14 protein-coding genes and 1 pseudogene are annotated in these 15,955 nt (G+C 55.3%); 6 read left to right on the top strand and 9 right to left on the bottom strand.

Annotation, left to right across the window (positions count from 1 at the left end; genetic code table 11):
• Positions 1 to 112 precede the first annotated feature (112 nt).
• The 4 genes from CFR71_RS12525 to recD2 all read right to left on the bottom strand — a co-directional run bounded on the left by CFR71_RS12525 (position 113) and on the right by recD2 (position 7,002).
• Positions 113 to 1,009, bottom strand: coding sequence for a 3'-5' exonuclease (locus CFR71_RS12525; protein ID WP_110531634.1), 897 nt, complete (start codon positions 1,007 to 1,009; stop codon positions 113 to 115).
• On the bottom strand, positions 1,002 to 3,035 hold the full coding sequence (locus CFR71_RS12520) for an ATP-binding protein (RefSeq protein WP_110531633.1): 2,034 nt from the start codon (positions 3,033 to 3,035) through the stop codon (positions 1,002 to 1,004). The genes CFR71_RS12525 and CFR71_RS12520 overlap by 8 nt, the downstream gene beginning before the upstream one ends.
• Positions 3,025 to 4,266, bottom strand: a complete 1,242-nt coding sequence (locus CFR71_RS12515; protein WP_110531631.1) for an SIR2 family protein — start codon at positions 4,264 to 4,266, stop codon at positions 3,025 to 3,027. Before CFR71_RS12515 ends, CFR71_RS12520 begins: the two co-directional genes overlap by 11 nt.
• 549 nt (positions 4,267 to 4,815) lie before the next feature.
• On the bottom strand, positions 4,816 to 7,002 hold the full coding sequence (gene recD2, locus CFR71_RS12510) for an SF1B family DNA helicase RecD2 (protein ID WP_110531630.1): 2,187 nt from the start codon (positions 7,000 to 7,002) through the stop codon (positions 4,816 to 4,818).
• Positions 7,003 to 7,243: 241 nt separating this feature from the next.
• Here recD2 and CFR71_RS12505 point away from each other — a divergent pair, with 241 nt between their 5' ends.
• Positions 7,244 to 7,432, top strand: coding sequence for a hypothetical protein (locus CFR71_RS12505; RefSeq protein WP_081500421.1), 189 nt, complete (start codon positions 7,244 to 7,246; stop codon positions 7,430 to 7,432).
• A gap of 13 nt (positions 7,433 to 7,445) precedes the next feature.
• Positions 7,446 to 9,137 carry a recombinase family protein gene (locus CFR71_RS12500; protein ID WP_110531628.1) on the top strand — a complete coding sequence of 564 codons (1,692 nt, stop codon included), beginning with the start codon at positions 7,446 to 7,448 and terminating at the stop codon, positions 9,135 to 9,137.
• Between the two features lie 103 nt (positions 9,138 to 9,240).
• Here the strand turns inward: CFR71_RS12500 and CFR71_RS17265 are convergent, their stop codons facing one another.
• The 4 genes from CFR71_RS17265 to yhhA are packed head-to-tail and all read right to left on the bottom strand — an operon-like array spanning position 9,241 to position 11,853.
• Positions 9,241 to 9,936 (bottom strand): aKG-HExxH-type peptide beta-hydroxylase, encoded by a 696-nt coding sequence (locus CFR71_RS17265; RefSeq protein ID WP_408891854.1) that lies wholly within the window; start codon positions 9,934 to 9,936, stop codon positions 9,241 to 9,243.
• 32 nt (positions 9,937 to 9,968) lie between these two features.
• On the bottom strand, positions 9,969 to 10,553 hold the full coding sequence (gene yhhC, locus CFR71_RS12490) for a cyclophane-containing peptide 2OG-Fe(II) oxygenase YhhC (protein ID WP_133251154.1): 585 nt from the start codon (positions 10,551 to 10,553) through the stop codon (positions 9,969 to 9,971).
• The gene (gene yhhB, locus CFR71_RS12485; RefSeq protein WP_110531622.1) at positions 10,550 to 11,674 is read right to left on the bottom strand and encodes a cyclophane-forming radical SAM/SPASM peptide maturase YhhB; all 1,125 of its coding nucleotides are present in this window, start codon (positions 11,672 to 11,674) and stop codon (positions 10,550 to 10,552) included. Before yhhB ends, yhhC begins: the two co-directional genes overlap by 4 nt.
• An 11-nt stretch (positions 11,675 to 11,685) precedes the next feature.
• Positions 11,686 to 11,853, bottom strand: coding sequence for a YhhA family cyclophane-containing RiPP (gene yhhA / locus CFR71_RS17260; RefSeq protein ID WP_408891853.1), 168 nt, complete (start codon positions 11,851 to 11,853; stop codon positions 11,686 to 11,688).
• 444 nt (positions 11,854 to 12,297) lie between these two features.
• On the opposite strand from yhhA, the gene CFR71_RS12480 reads away from it, so the two are divergent.
• A complete protein-coding gene (locus CFR71_RS12480; RefSeq protein WP_110531620.1) occupies positions 12,298 to 13,695 on the top strand; it encodes an AAA family ATPase in 1,398 nt (465 codons plus the stop codon).
• A complete protein-coding gene (locus CFR71_RS16225) occupies positions 13,692 to 14,468 on the top strand; it encodes an HNH endonuclease family protein (RefSeq protein ID WP_133251153.1) in 777 nt (258 codons plus the stop codon). Before CFR71_RS12480 ends, CFR71_RS16225 begins: the two co-directional genes overlap by 4 nt.
• 419 nt (positions 14,469 to 14,887) lie before the next feature.
• Here the strand turns inward: CFR71_RS16225 and CFR71_RS12475 are convergent.
• Positions 14,888 to 15,316, bottom strand: a pseudogene (locus tag CFR71_RS12475) (TrbI/VirB10 family protein); the annotation flags it as partial.
• Positions 15,317 to 15,368: 52 nt separating this feature from the next.
• Between CFR71_RS12475 and tnpA the strand changes: the two are divergent.
• Both tnpA and tnpB read left to right on the top strand, forming a co-directional pair.
• Entirely contained in the window at positions 15,369 to 15,845 is a 477-nt protein-coding gene (gene tnpA / locus CFR71_RS12470) for an IS66-like element accessory protein TnpA (RefSeq protein WP_207781384.1), read from the top strand.
• Positions 15,842 to 15,955, top strand: a 114-nt coding sequence (gene tnpB / locus CFR71_RS12465) for an IS66 family insertion sequence element accessory protein TnpB (protein WP_165832105.1), incomplete at its 3' end; no start/stop codon positions are given. The genes tnpA and tnpB, both read left to right, overlap by 4 nt.

Raw genomic sequence — 15,955 nt, 5'->3', positions numbered from 1 at the left:
TTGGTTTTGCTATAGAATCGCGTTGATGACCGAGATGAGGCGTGAGCGGACATCCCCCGCCACTGCAGATTTGAAGGCTCTGGGAAAAGCGGAGCGGTTCAAATCGCACCAATCATGTCACCGGTCTAACTCGTTCGGAATACCTATTGAATGCCGTGATCTCCGCAGTCGGAAACGTCGCATCGCGCTTATATATCTCGGCACATAAGAATGCCTTTTCAGTTAGGAAGTCTGCATCGGGGACATCAATCCACCATGAGCGCGGCGTGCCGTCCTCTCCGCCGCTCCAGCGATATCCGCGCTGTTTGAGAACATCCTTCGAGTCAAAGGGAGAGCCTTCTGCCCAACAGCGTATGGTCTTCCTTCTGGCTGAGGCGAGTAAAGCTGGGAACGTTTGCCCCCCACTCACCGGGAGGGTACGTGAAAGAAGTTCGAGCGTCGCGTAGCAGTCGTGGACAGCCTTGTGTTTGTCATAGTAGAAGCCACTGCTCATCGCCAGAAGAGCGAGCTTGGAGCTTTCGAAGCCCTCGTCGAACCACTTCACTTCGCTCATGGAACATGCCCACGGATTTCCCGCGAATGCATGACAGAAGCGCTCAAGGAAGCGCCGGTCGAACGCCGCATTATGGGCAACGACAAGGCTGGTTCCGGCAAACGCTGCGACCTCGTCCGGGTTGATAGCCTTCCCTTCCACCATCGCATTATCGATTCCCGTCAGCTTGGTTACTTCACTTGAAATCGGCTTGGCAGGTTGTCTAAGGCCTTCGAACGGAGCGCCTATGCCGACGATTTCGCCGAAATGGGTGTAGAAAAAGGGGACCATTGCAAGTTCAATGATCTCATCCTTTTCACAGTCCAGACCGGTGGTCTCCACATCCGCCAGAATAGCGCGTCGGGTGCCCAACGGGGCCTCTCTCAACGTTTTAGGGGGCCGAAGGCGACGAAGCACCCTGTAGTCGCCGTTCGCCTCAAGCCTAGCGATCATTTCCGCAGCAGAGGCGCTATCCATCGTTATTCACCGGATTGGCGGGAGAAGGTGGAAGCGGGGCTGGAGGCGACGGGGGCAGAGACAGACAAAGCGAGGTGGGGCGCCCCGCTTCGTGGAACCACAAGTCAACGATCTTGGCATCATCGCTGGCGGGCAGCGGGTCGGCACGGCGAACCTTGAAGGTCGTCGGCAGATTGACCGAATTTCCGAATACCAGCGCGTGCTGCTTGGGCAACGAGGGCAGCCGTCGAAGGACGCTGTCCGAGATGAAGGGCGTCATCTGCCTGATTTGGGAAAGATCGTCAGGATTCTGGATCCGGTGGACGACGAAATTAGAACATTGAGACAGAACGGTTTTCGACAGTTCGCTCGGCCTCTGCGAAGCCACGAGCAGGAAGAGACCGTATTTCCGGCCTTCCTTCGAGATGCGCTCGAAAATCCGACTGGCGTCGACCGCGTGTTTTGAGGGCGTCGAGGCGACGTAACGGTGCGCCTCTTCGAGAAGGAGATGGACTGGGAAGCGGTTGCGCGGTTCAGCCTGACGCAAGAGGCGAAGCACCATGCGGGCGATGACGGCGCTAACCAGTTCGACGACCTCGTCCTCGACGGTGTTCATGTCGATGATAACGATCTGGGCCGACTTCGTCAGTCTGCCGCCAGCCAACGGCGAAAGACCAAGCAACTTCGCGAGGAAGCTCTCACGGTCGCAGGCTGCGGCAGCCTCATGCCTTAGGAACTGGTAGTCGGCGCGATCTTGCAACGCCTTGAAGCGCGTGACCATCTGTGAGCAGTAGTCACGGATCTGTCGGTTGCCGTGGGCCTCCTCGTAGAGCAGCGCCAAGTCGATGGCGTCACCTAGAACAGCGAAATCGAATGGGGTACCATCATAATCCGGCAGATTGAGTTCTGGAATGATAAAGCCCGGATTTCTGCCGCCTCCAGCCAAGAATTGATATGCCGCGTCCAATCCCTTCATGTCGCCGTAATTGACGGTTATCATCGGGAGTAGCGTGTGCGGAGTAATCTCTGCGGTCTGGAACCGCTGCAAAATACCGCAAATGCGAGTCCTTTTTGCTCCTGGCGAGGTTTCGTCTCCCAAAATAAGGGTGATGCAGGTCGCCAAGATATGATTGCGAATATTATTGAGCTGTGCCGAGTTGGCAGTGCCGAACAATGTTGCCAGCCCCAGCGCCATGCGTAGGATTGGCGCCTGCGTCCTCTCGCTCGCCTGCAGCAGTAGTTCCCATTCGGAGAGGTCGAGATACCAGTGGGGAAGGCGGAAGCGCCCTACCTCCGCAGTTCCATCAAGGATGAGTCGGTTCACACCGATATCCGTTTTATTTGGAATCTCCCCGAACGCTTGATGATACTCACCATTGACATCGAATACCACGAAGGTGGCGCCGCGGGCATGGTGCTCGTCAGGCTTCTCAAACAGCGCCTGAAGGACAGAAGCCACAGTGCAGGATTTTCCGCTACCCGTGTTGCCCAATACCGCGACATGCCCGCCGAAAAAGTCGTCAATCCTGACCTTGACCTTATAATCCTCGAACACCACCGATTGGCCTATGCCGAGATTACGGAAGCGCGTCGCATCGTTGGGCACGCAGTCCGCCCCTTCAAAGCCGATCGAAGCAATAGCGACGGTCTCTGTGTCAAAGATGCGATCCAACTCTCCGTCGAGCGCATAGAGTGCGTCGGAATAAAGCGACGGGAAGATGGACACGCCGAATCTGAACTTGCCTTCTCCAGTAGCAGGCAACATCCCGACTGGGACAACGTCGAGGTATTTCGCCGAGTTTGCCTTGTCGAACTGTCCAGTCCCGTCGCTGGCCATATCCTTCTCACGCAAGCCGACAACCTCGGCCACGACGTATTCCGACTGCGCCGGTATCATCAAGAATGAGCCAAGGCGGGCGACATAGTGTACGTCGTCAAAGCCGACCACCGTGAAGTTGTCGGTTCCGCCCAGCATCTCGATAACGAACCGGTCTGCTGAAACCGAGGTGACTTTGCCAATCGCCCTCCGGCGGTCATCAGATCCCATTTTCAACCTCGCCAGACTTACGGCCGAAGGTCTCCAGCACGAGCCTCACCGCATCATCGATCCGCTCTGGGGGTCTTTGAGGCAGGAAATGCTCGACGATGGTATCGAAATAGTGAGCTCGTGAACCTTCGACCGGTCCATCCCCCCCGATGATCCAGATGCGGGGATCTTTCAGGGCAATGAGCTTGGCTATCTCTCCCGTTGAATCCGGGTCTGCGAAGACGATCAACCTGAAGGTAGGAATGGTAAGCGCCTGGTAGATGATGTTGTTGAGGTGCTCGTCGCCAAACGCGAACCCAGCTGTGATCAACACGCTCTGCTCGCGGACGATTCGTGATTGGAATTCCCTGAAGAGATCGGCGTATGGCGACCCCAGGCTCGAATTCTGCTTCGCCGGGGTCGGGTAGATCATGACCTTGCCGGGGACGTCCTGTGGTACAGTCTCCCTGATGGGGAACAGACCATGGTCATCCTCCGTCCAGCTGATCGATCCATGGAGCTTGCAGAGATAGATAAAGCTATCGACAGCAGTCCACTTCCTGTTGGACAGGTCAAGCTGTTCAGCAAGGGCATATCGAAAGGTCGCCGGATTGAAGCGACGCTCTACAACTCCGGAAAAGCCATTGGCATAGGGCACACCGAGCCGGTCCATCGCCCGCTCGTTGAAAAGATCGTAATTGGTCGTGAACACCCAGGGCCTAGGAAGCGAGCGATCGCGCATCACCAGCTTGCGATAAAATGACTCGTAGAGCGCGAGGACCGAACCATCGCCGTGGGCGAATGCGCCATCGGTGCGGTGCTCCCACAAAAAATTCTGCACTTTGGCGATCAGGCCCTCGATTTTGGCCTTTCGCTCGACATGCTCGGCGATGTCGCTCCGTGCAAAGACGAAACGAAGGCTGTGCAGGAGCTCCATGAGCCGCTCAAGGTTTTTCTCGTATTCTGTCCCTTTGAGTTTTGCCCCCAACCTGCCGAGGAACTCAACGTCATCTGCAACGAGCGCCCACTTCGGTGGTTCAACCAGATCTAAGTTTTCATCAAATTCGATTGTTGGGTGCGCACAAAAAGTCTTGGCCAACGGAGCCATGGTCGGAATGCCGCATTCCTTGCCTTTTACCCGCATCGACGAGCAGCCGGCACCGAGTAAGAACGCTACGTTACGGGCGTTCAGCGCTTCTCCGACAGCCTTGCGAACCTGCTCCTCGTCCTTACCCCAAATCAGGGGAGGCATTGGCACATCGAACGACCGGATAAATCGAAATGTTCGTGGTGGAGGAGGTGGCGGCAGAGGAGGAGGCGGCGGCGGAACTTGGTGCGATGCAGAAGATGCAGGCGGAACCGGAGGCGATACAGGAGGATTCGGAACGTTATCTGACATAGGGACCATGAGCACGCAAACTCGCCATCATCAACATAGTCAGGTGCATCGCAAATTCTTTCCTTAGCTCTCAAGCTAAGATATTCCACATTTTTATTCATGGCAATTTCGGAGAATATTCTCCGAGGTACTAACGCCGCCCCCTTGATACTCTTGAACTCACGGAGCAGATCGTCCGCCAAAGCGGGCTTTAGAGGGCTATGGCGTAGACATAGTTCTCAGCTGGTTCCGACGTGGATTGACTGATGAGTTTCGAACCTCAACCGGTTGAATGCGCACGTAAGTCAACTATCCATAGTTACCAGAAGAGCGTTGTGTGATTCAGGTCAGCTTTTGGGAAACTCTCCTAACCGTATGTGTGTCCGACATGAAGGCAGAAGCCGACATGGAGGCATCGCTCCGTCATGCAAAACTACCCGCAAGCCATTCCCTGAGCTTCGACCACCGCCGCCGCCCGCCCTGGTTGCGCACAGCGATGGCAAGCGCCTTCTTCTGCCCCACCAATACGACGAGCTTCCTTCCCCGTGTCACGCCGGTATAGAGCAGGTTCCGCGCCAGCATGGCGTAGTGCTGGGTCACCAGCGGGATCACCACCGCCGGGTATTCCGATCCCTGGCTCTTGTGGATGGTGGTGGCGTAGGCCAGCACCAGTTCGTCCAACTCGCCGAAGCCATAAACGACATCCCGACCATCGAATGAGACCGTCAGTTCGCCCTCTTCCACATCGATCCTGCCGATAACGCCGAGGTCTCCATTGAAGACATCCCGGTCATAATCGTTGGCGATCTGCATCACCTTGTCGCCCGGACCATAGGTCCAGCCGAACCGCTCGACCTTCACCTCGTCCGGCGGGTTCAGCGCCTGCTGCAATTCGATATTCAGCGACCGCGCCCCAAGGCCACCCCGGTTCATCGGGCAAAGCACCTGCACGTCGCGAACAGGGTCCAGCCCGAACCGCGCCGGGATGCGATCCCTCACTACGGCCAGCAACTTGCGCAGCCCGACCTCGAGCTCGGCCGCCTCCACGAAGTAGAAATCCGATCCCTTTTCCGCGCTCAGTTCGGGCATCCTGCCCTCGTTGATCCGATGCGCATTGGTGATGATGCGGCTCTGTGCCGCCTGACGGAACACCTCGGTCAGCCGCACCACAGGGACAGCGCCGGAGCCGATGATGTCGGCCAGCACCTGTCCCGGTCCAACAGAAGGCAACTGGTCCACATCGCCGACGATCAGCACCGCGGCGTTGTCAGGCAATGCGCGTAGCAGGGAGCGCATCAGAAGCACATCGACCATGCTGGCCTCATCCACGACCAGAAGATCGCAGGTCAGCGGGTTGGTATCGTCCCGCTTGAAGCTCCCCGTGGCCGGGTCTGTCTCCAACAGGCGATGGATCGTCTTGCCTTCCAGCCCGGTGCTTTCCGACAGACGCTTCGCCGCCCTTCCGGTCGGGGCGCAAAGCTGCACATCCGTGCCCTTGGCCGTCACGATCTTGAGAATGGCATTGACCAGCGTGGTCTTGCCGACGCCAGGACCGCCGGTAATCACCAGCACCTTGCTGTGCAGGGCAAGACGCACTGCTTCCTGCTGGCTGGGGGCCAGAGCCAGCCCGGTCTTGCCTTCCACCCAGGTCATGGCCTTTTCAGCGTCGATGTCAGGCCAGAGTGGACGGCCAATGGCACAGGCGCGCAACCGCTCGGCGATGCTCTGCTCGGCACGATAGAGACCAGCCAGGAAGATACAGCCCGTATCGCCCACGCTGTCGGCCACCACGTCGCCCGCTTCCAGTTCCAGCGCGAGGGCCATCTCGATCAGAGGAGTGGCGACCTCCAGCAGTTCGGCGGTACTGGTCAGCAACTCTCCCACAGGCAGACCGCAATGCCCTTCATCCATGGCCTCGCCAAGCGCATAGGAGATCCCTGCCCGCACGCGGATCATTGCGTCGGGTGCGATCCCCATCTTCCGGGCAATCTGGTCAGCGGTCTTGAATCCGATCCCCCGGATGTCCTTCGCGAGCCGGTAGGGGTTCTCGCTGATCAGTTTGACCGCGTCCTGCCCGTAGGTCTTGAAGATACGCACCGCCCGCGAGGTGCCGACGCCGTTGCTGTGCAGAAACAGCATGATCTCGCGGATCACCTTCTGGTCCGCCCAACCGGCGACGATCCGTTCGGCACGCTTGGGGCCGATGCCCGTCACCTCCCGCAGGCGTCCAGGTTCCTGCTCGATCAGGTCGAACACCGCCTCGCCGAACGCTTTCACCAGCTTCTTCGCGTAGACCGGACCGATGCCCCGGATCATGCCGGAGCCAAGATAGCGCTCGATCCCCTCAACCGTGGTCGGCGGACTGGCTTTGAGAAACTCCGCCTTGAACTGCAACCCGTGGGTGTGGTCGTTGAACCAGCGCCCCGACATCTGCACGAACTCGCCTGCCGAGATCATTGCGGCATGGCCGACAACGGTGACCAGATCGCGCTGCCCCCGCACCTTCACCCGCAGGACGCAGAAGCCGTTCTCGGCGTTGTGGAACGTCACCCGCTCCACGAGGCCAGCCAGCGCTTCCGTGGGCGAAGAGTCGATGGCGCGCCCGCTCATCCGACCTGCCGGAAGAACGGCACTCCCGTATCGTTCATGACTCGCCCTCCCCTTCCGTGATGCCGCCGTAAGCCAATATTTGTACGACGCGCCGCTATCCGGGACTACCCATAACTACGATTCCGCACTCTGGAGCATGTGCATGCACGCCTTCTCGTATTACCGTTTTCCATTGAAATAACAGTCATCTGCCCGGATCGTGTGTCTGTTTTCCTTGCCTTACGGTCGGAAGAGAGCGACGATGACGGACAGACCCAGCCAGTCCATTGCCCCGGCATATCGGCCGCCAGAGCCCGAGTTGCGGCTCATCCTGCGCCCCAATGCCCCCGACCCGCGCCTTGTGGCGCTTGTCCGCCTCATGGCCCGTCGTGCGGCACGGGACTGGTTCCGGTCGCAGCAAAAGGAGCAGCGCCGCCGCTCCGGACCGTAAGGGATACCCCGTCATGAAGGTCGCGTTCTACGCCCGCTACTCCTCAGATAACCAGCGCGACGCCTCGATCGCCGACCAACTCCGGGTCTGCCGCACCCACGCGGAGAAACAGGGCTGGAGCATCGTCGAGGAGTATACCGATCACGCGATCTCGGGCGCGTCCCTGATGCGGCCCGGCATTCAGGCGCTGATCGCCGATGCACAGCGCGGACGGTTTCAGATCGTGCTGGCCGAAGCCATGGACCGCCTCTCCCGCGACCAGGAGGACATCGCCGGCGTCTTCAAGCGCATGAACTACGCCGGTGTGCGGATCGTCACTCTCTCCGAGGGCGAAGTCTCGCATCTCCATGTCGGCCTGAAGGGCACGATGAACGCCCTGTTCCTGAAAGACCTGGCTGAGAAGACCCATCGCGGCCTGCGAGGCCGGGTCGAACAGGGCAAGTCCGGCGGCGGCAATGCCTACGGCTATGATGTCGTACGCAGGCTCGATGCCAATGGTGAGCCGATCCGGGGCGACCGGACTATCAATCCAATGGAAGCCGACGTGGTCCGTCGCATCTTCCGCGATTTCGCGGCCGGGCTGGGACCACGCGCCATCGCCTTCCGTCTCAACGACGAAGGCATCTCCGCACCGGGTAGCGGTGCCTGGGGTTTCTCGACCATCAACGGCAACCGGCTACGCGGCACCGGTATCCTCAACAACGAGATGTACGTGGGCAGGCTGGTGTGGAACCGGCAACGCTTCATCAAGGATCCCGATACCGGCAAGCGACAGGCCCGACCCAATCCGGAATCCGAATGGGTAATCCAGGAGGTGCCGGAGCTGCGGATCGTCGATCAGGAACTGTGGGACGCGGTCAAGGCACGGCAGGCCAGCGTCAGCGCCAGCCGGGACACACGCGACACGTCATCGCCCGACCACTTCCGCGAGAAACGCCGCCCCCGTTACCTGTTCTCGGGCCTCAGCAAATGCGGCTGCTGTGGTGGCGGCTACTCCATGATCTCCGGCGTGCTGCTCGGCTGCTCGACGGCACGCAACAAGGGCACCTGCGACAACCGGACCAATATGCGCCGCGAGGAACTGGAACGGCGCGTTCTCGACGCCCTGCGTCATCACCTCATGGACCCGGACCTGTTCGCCGAATTCTGCACAGCGTTCACCACCGAGATGAACCGGCTGCGCATGGAGGCGTCGGCCGACATCGGCGCGTCAGAGGCAGAACTGAAGCGGGTTGAACGCGACATCCAGCGGTTGATGGATCTCTACCTCTCGGAAGCGATTTCGATCGAGACGGTCAAGGAGCGCGGATCCAAGCTCGAAGCCCGCAAGGCGGAACTCAAGGAGTTCCTTGCAACTGCCGAAGCGCCCCCACCCCTGCTTCATCCCCAGATGGCGGAGTTCTACCACCGGCAGCTCGCGCGGCTGCACGACATGCTGCATTCCGAGCTGGACGAGAAGCGCCAGGAGGCGGCCGAGGTGATCCGCTCTCTGATCGAGGCCATCATCCTCACGCCATCCGACAAGGGACTACAGATCGATGTCCGGGGCGATCTCGCCGGTGTCCTGACGGTGGCATCGGGCGGACAAACGAAAACCCCAGCCCGTTTCGGGGCTGGGGTTCGTGATGCGTTCGCATCGCAAGTTCAGATGGTTGCGGGGGCACGCAAGCGCCGATACCGACAATTACTGACATTTTCAGTATAGGTGCATAGATCACTCAGACGCACCATGGACGCAAATTATTTTTAATATGGCGGCTTAGCCAGAAAAACAGATCACCGGATTTAAAGATTGTTGAACATGTCCATTAGCAGTACGGGTGAATAACGACCCCGGCACATTCTTCCATCAATGCAACTCCCCTCTCAGTCAGTCCACTAGCAAGCGTCACGAAATCGATGCTTTGCACCTCGCCTTCAATCTCTGTCAGTCTCTGAGTAAGGTAGACACGACTGGAAGCAACAAGCGCTTCGTCAACGATAAGCCTTTTGAAAAAAAAAGAGAGGCAACTAAACACATATAGACCGTGCAGTACGCCTTGAAAGGGGCGACGTTCAGCGCGCCAAGGCGAGCACATCGTCCCGTCACTCTCTTTCACGAACCAAGTCTCCTGCTCCCTATTCGTAAGATGAAGGTGCATCGCCTCGTGAACGACGCTCTCAGCCAATCTTAGAGCGCCAATATCATCGCTACGGTCGGGTACCGACACAAAAATTGTGCTTCGCCACCGAGGTTCGCTGTGGCTCACGTCATAGCCCGTTTCGGATTCGAGGAAATGGATATCTGTCACGCTTGCATAGATAAGGGATGCCAAGTCCTGTAGACGTATTATCCAGGATAGAGCCGCACCTAGCAATCGAGTCGAGGCCGGCGAAGACTCAACACTCACCAAACCCCTTGCCGCCAATTCCTCAGCGATCTCAGGCGGAGCAGGCGTCACCCTGCGTAGAAGATCAGCGTGGAAGTGCCCAAAGAACACCGGAGTGAACTGGCTTCCATCCATCCATGGAGGTGCCCGCATGTTTTGCTGTCGAATCATGCGGAGACAAGTGCGGCGTGTCTAAACGAATAAACAAGCGTGTAACGCTCGCCGTGCGTAATTGTGGAAACAGCATGAAATGATCGATCACTGATCGTAAATCCAAAAGCTGATCGGTGAAGTGGCCTAATGATCCGCTCCAAGTCATTCGCGCTTCCACTACCAAACAGCATGAGTAAGCCACCCTGCTCATCCCCCCAGCCTCGGTTGAGCTGGATCAATACCCGATGCGATTCAGCATTCTCAATATAATCGTTGTGAATTCGAATTGTTTGTCCAGAAACTAACTTATGTGCAGTGACTTCGGCCAGCTCTAGATCGATATTTGTGATTGGTTCGAGGAGATGTCGCCTTAATCTGTCGACAAAAACCGGACTCACAAGCTCTTTTAGAGAGTCAGGCAAGTTCTCCTGATCCAAATGCAGTTCCCATTGCTCGTAAAAGTCCGCGATCCTAAGAATCCAAGGAGCATCACATGCCATCCAATCTAACGCCGCTCCGGCAAGATCAGAGTCGAGAAAACCCACTGCCGACGCATGGGCGAAAGGAATATGCCGGACATCTATAGATATAGGTTTCACGCCGACTCCATTGATAGATAGTGGGCGATATGATCATAAATCCGACTAATCAAACGGGTTTGATCAGCGCAAAATACAGTTGGATTGTCATAACCCGTCCCTTCACGAAACCTATGAGTCAGCATACCACCGCCACAGATTTTCAGTAGCGAGCAGTTCGTGCAGAGAGACGATGTTGGCCGCTGTGCCACATGGTAGTCGCGGAAGGCTTGACTAACAGCTATTTCTTGCAGTTCGTCATGATGAATATTCCAAGTCTCATTGAAAGCGTCTCCAAGAGGAGAACTTTTAAGCGTATCGTTCTTTTTGATCGAGCCGTCCGTGTCGATAATCAATATACCATAGTCGGTAAGGCCAACGCCCTCTTTGACGCCTACTCCGCCCAAAGCAAGTTTGAGCATGTCATCAAGCATACGAATGCGAAAGGGGGCAGCATCAGCGACATAACAGTCAAGTATACGGCTCATCCACGTACCATATTCAGTCGATGACACTGAAGATTTGCCAAACGGCAGTGCGCTGTGATTACCATCACGATAAAGAAAATCCACGCTGGGGACGCACAAGTATTTGAAATAATGATAAATAGTTTCTGGAGACGTCTTAGGGTCGACAACCGCCAGCACACCCGAAAACAGATCAGCACCAGCCCCATGAGCTTGAAGCACGCGAATACCTTCTTCAACAGCGGCATGGCTTGCCTGGCCTCGGCGGTCGATCCTGAACTGATCATGCACTTCAGCCGGACCATCAATGCTCACCGACAGCGTCACGTGATGCTCGGCACAACAATCAAGGATTTCCGGGGTAATCAACACGCCGTTGGTCTGGATGCTAATCCCACAACCCAATCCGAGATTCGTACGGAGTTTGGAGAACAGCGAGGCAAGCCGCCGCTCTCCAAGCATCAGGGGTTCACCACCATGAAGAACGACCGAGAATTCACGACCTTGTGATCGCAGAAGCTCACCTAAGCTACGTGCAACCGCATCCTCTGTCGCAAGAGACATTCGCTTCGGCAAAGTGCGCCATGCCTCATCCCCCATGTTGTAAACGTAGCAATAGCTACAATCGAGGTTACAGCGACTCGCAACTTTCAGGAGTACGGTGTCAATAAACACCGCCGTTGCACCTAGCGGTTGTGTCGATTGAAGGTTCGGTTGTAGCTCCGAGGCACTTCATAGAGTTCTGCACGCACCTCTTCTACCAGTCGACGAATCGCTGGACTATCGAGGGAGACATCAAGCGTCACGGCTTCCTCAGTGTTACGAAATTCCTGCTTTGGTAAGACATCGTACATTTTCCGCTCCTATTTTTTCTAGGATCTATCATAGCCACTCATAAATGCCAATGAGAAAAATTTATCGGAATAATTATAAGTAAAAATAATATAAAACACTGAGTGTGATATGTAGTTATTTTAATAAAAAAGAATAATATTCATTATTTTGGTTTAATTATATTCCATATGATAGATATTTATTTTATAGTTATATTTGTAGTCTTATTTATTCATTATGTTCCTATTTTTTATTTAACTTTTATACGTTATTTGTCGATATATTCATATTATAATCGATATTTTTTATGTCCATATCCCCCATAGACATCGTTATGCGATTGACTAAAAGACAATGAACTGCCCCGGGTTCGAAATTCTGCTAAATTGCGTGTACCTTGGATATGAGATCCGCAGGGACCTACCTATTGAACAAGATTTTTATCGCGTTTTGGAGATACGATTATGAGCAATACGGCAGATTGCCATGTCTACCTCAAGCGATTATCGCTCACTAATGTTCGGTCTTTTGGCGACGAGCAGACGCTGGATCTAACCACTACCGATGGCCGTGCTGCCCGTTGGACTCTTATTCTCGGCGACAATGGCGTCGGCAAGACGACGCTACTCCAATGTCTGGCATCAATGTGCCCAGTACTCGCTGCCTCACCACCGCCCAAGCCGGCTGGGAATAAGCAAGAAGCGCCAGACACAATCAACGCGCCTCCACCAACGTTCGTTGAGCCAGCCTTGCTACGACGTGAGGATGCGGAACTTGCGGCACTCGCTCGAACAGGCACGGAAGTCGCAACACTGAGCGTGCTCTTGTCTTCCGGGCAAGCCTTTAACGAGCGAACAGAGACCGCGAGCGAAATAGCTTTCAAGGCGACGATTAAGGTCGCCGATGGAGAACTCGTTGATGTCACTCAGACAAAGGTAAGAATCGGCAAGGCAATAGAACCTCTCGTAGTCGCCTATGGCGCCGCCCGCCACATGCGCTACCGTGGATCAGAACCCTTTTCGCTCCATCCTGATACGACGGCATCGCTATTCGATCCGAGCCTCGAATTAGTCGATGCCAAGGAAATCTTAGAGCAACTAGACTATGGCGCCAGCAAGGGACAAGCGGGAGCCAAAATCCTTTTAAAGCACATTAAAGAAGCGCTTGTCCGCCTTTTGCCTGACGTAAAAAAAGTCTCGGCGATCACTTTATATGGCCCAGCTTCACCAGGCGCGAAGGGCGGCAAGGTCGGTGTTCAGATCAAGACGCCTTATGGCGAGGTTCCGCTAAACGAGTTAAGCTTAGGGTACCAAACGATGACAGCTTGGGCGATTGATTTGGCATGGCGGCTTTACCACCAATTTCCCGAGGCTGCCGATCCATTGCAGATGCCCGCGATTGTTATCATCGATGAACTAGATCTCCACCTACACCCGCGATGGCAGCGCGAACTTCGAGAAAGTATCTCGGCAGCCTTCCCAAATGTGCAGTTCATTGCCACTGCTCATAGTCCATTGCTCGCACAGTCCTATCTTGACACGAATCTAGCGGTTATCCGAGAGGAGGCAGGGCAAGCGCTCATCGAAAACAATCCAATTGTGAACAAGAGATGGCGGATCGACGAGGTAGTCACCAGCGCACTCTATGAAGTCGATTCTGCGTTCTCTCCATTCATAGGAAAACAACTTCGGAAGCGTACAAAATTGAAACAAAAGCAACGCCTGACATCTGCGGAGAAAAATGAGCTTGATAAGCTTGATAAGCTTGCCAGCGAAGTCACTCCGACCTTCGACCCGGAAAGCGAGCGCGCATTAGATGTTATAAAGCGGGCGGCCGCTGTATTGGATGGGCGCCAAAAATGATCTTGGTGACCAAACCCATAACGCCGCCGAAAAAATTGAGACTTGCAACCGTCGCAACTACCGCTCTTAACACAACCTATGACACCGCACAAAGTAGCTACGACACAGGAATCAAAAAATTCAACTTCGATAGTAACATATATGGAGATACAACCGTCAAAGCGGCACTAAAGAAAGCACAAAACAAAAAATGCTGTTACTGTGAAAGTATATTTGATGCAAATTACAGCGGGGATGTAGAGCATTATCGCCCAAAAGGCGCTATCGGCTCAGGAAAATCAAAAATACTTCCTGGATATTACTGGTTGGCTTACTCGTGGTCTAATCTTTTTTATGCTTGTGCCGCTTGCAACCAGTATAGTAAGCGTACAGCCTTTCCACTCGCTGATGAAACACGTCGGGCACACAATCATCATTGTAACATAAAACTCGAAGATCCCCTCATTCTGAATCCTTCGGGTTCCAGCGACCCACGCGAGCATATCCATTTTAATGGCGATGTGCCGATCTGGAAGAGCGCTGCGGGGAAGACGACCATTTCTAGTATTAAGCTTGATCGCGAAGGTCTTTTACTTAGACGTCGTCAGCATTTCAAATTGCTGGATGCACTCCTTAATATCATCAAATCCCTCCAAAATAGCACAGAATCTGATCAGATCGTGATCGTATCTGAAGCTCGCGCTGATTTAAAACGCGCAGTGCAGAAAGATGCGGAGTTTTCGGCTGCATCCAGTGATTATCTTGAACCCCATCGCAACTTGTGGGACGTCTAAATAGGATTTACTCGTATAATCCATAATACCAACTGAAGAACAAATACCCTCTTGAGTGACGAAACATAAGCACAGCATGTGCATTTCTATAAATATTTTTAAGTAATTTTCTAAATTTGAAATATCAATATTGGTTTTTATTACTTTCTTTACATAATCGCGATAACAGGAATTACTTGCATAAGGCTGTCCTGCACTATGAATTAAAATCATTAATCTCGCCACAATCCATCCCATCGTCTTGTGGTTATACTTTTTATCGTCCTCCCGAAATCTAAACTAAACTCGTTCTCGTCGCCTTCGCGAACTCCAGATCCGTCGCGATGAACTGCTCCACTATCGGTGCAGTGAAGAGTGGCGGGTAGCTTCAGCAACCGTCACCGGCTTGTCATCCTCAATCGACCCGATCTTCAGCTTCGTCATGGGCGGAATTCCTTCTCTTTCCAAGGCCCGAGAACCAGATCACGATTCAGGACGAGCGTAAACGGCAAACCTGGCCGGTCAGTCAGCGTCGGCTGGACGTTCAGGCTGCGATCGATGAGGCGGTTGCCGACCATAGAGAAGCCGTTGCTGGCGCCGCTGCGGATTGCCTGCAACAGATTGTTCTCGTTCCATGATGTGCCCGCTTCCGACCCAACGCTGAGAAGCGTGGTGACGAGGGCGGCTTTGAAAAGCTGGCCCCAGTGGTTGTTCACCTCATCAGACAGGCCAGACTGGCCGATAGCGTCGCCACCGGGCAGCTTTTCCAGGATGAGGCTTTCGCCGTTCGGATAGATCAGCCGGGTCCAGATGATCTGGGTGCGCTGCTGCCCGAAGGAAATGCCGCTGTTATAGGCTCCGAGTAAGCTCCCGGCGACTGACGCCTTGCTGAATACTTCTGGTCTGGTTCAGCTATGAAGCATGAGCGATTTAAGAGATAGGGACGCGGTACTACCTGCGAGTGTCGCAGGTAGTACCGCAGAGAGGCTCCAAAGGAGCGGTAGAGAGACAGGCGAGCGGGACAGGCTGGCGGACGCCTCGCGGATCGAGATCGTTTCGGATCGCCGCCGCTGGCACGCCCCTGAATTTCGCGCGCGAGTGGTCATCGCGTCCTACGAGAGCCGACGCCCCATAAGGGAGGTGGCTGCACAGTATGGGATCCATCCAAGTCTGGTGTTTCGCTGGCGGCGAGAGGCTCGGGCCAAAGGCGGGACATCGTTCATACCTGTCATGGTGGCCCCGGCCCCCGAGCCGCAGCCATTGGAGCGTCGGAGAGAACAGGGAACGCTGTCCGACCGAGCCGTCAGCCTGGTCTTTCCGGACGGTGTGCGGCTGGAGTTCGACACAGGGCTGTCCGCTGATCGTCTGCGTGAGATTGTGGGCGCACTACGATCATGATCCCGCTTCCCTCCACGCTGAGGATATGGCTGGCGGCCGGTGTAACCGATATGCGCCTGGGGATGCCCGGGCTGGCGTTGAAAGTCCAGGAAGCACTGGGTCGTGACCCT

Source organism: Novacetimonas pomaceti, assembly GCF_003207955.1.
Taxonomy (GTDB): domain Bacteria; phylum Pseudomonadota; class Alphaproteobacteria; order Acetobacterales; family Acetobacteraceae; genus Novacetimonas; species Novacetimonas pomaceti.
This window is presented reverse-complemented; position numbering and strand designations above follow the sequence as displayed.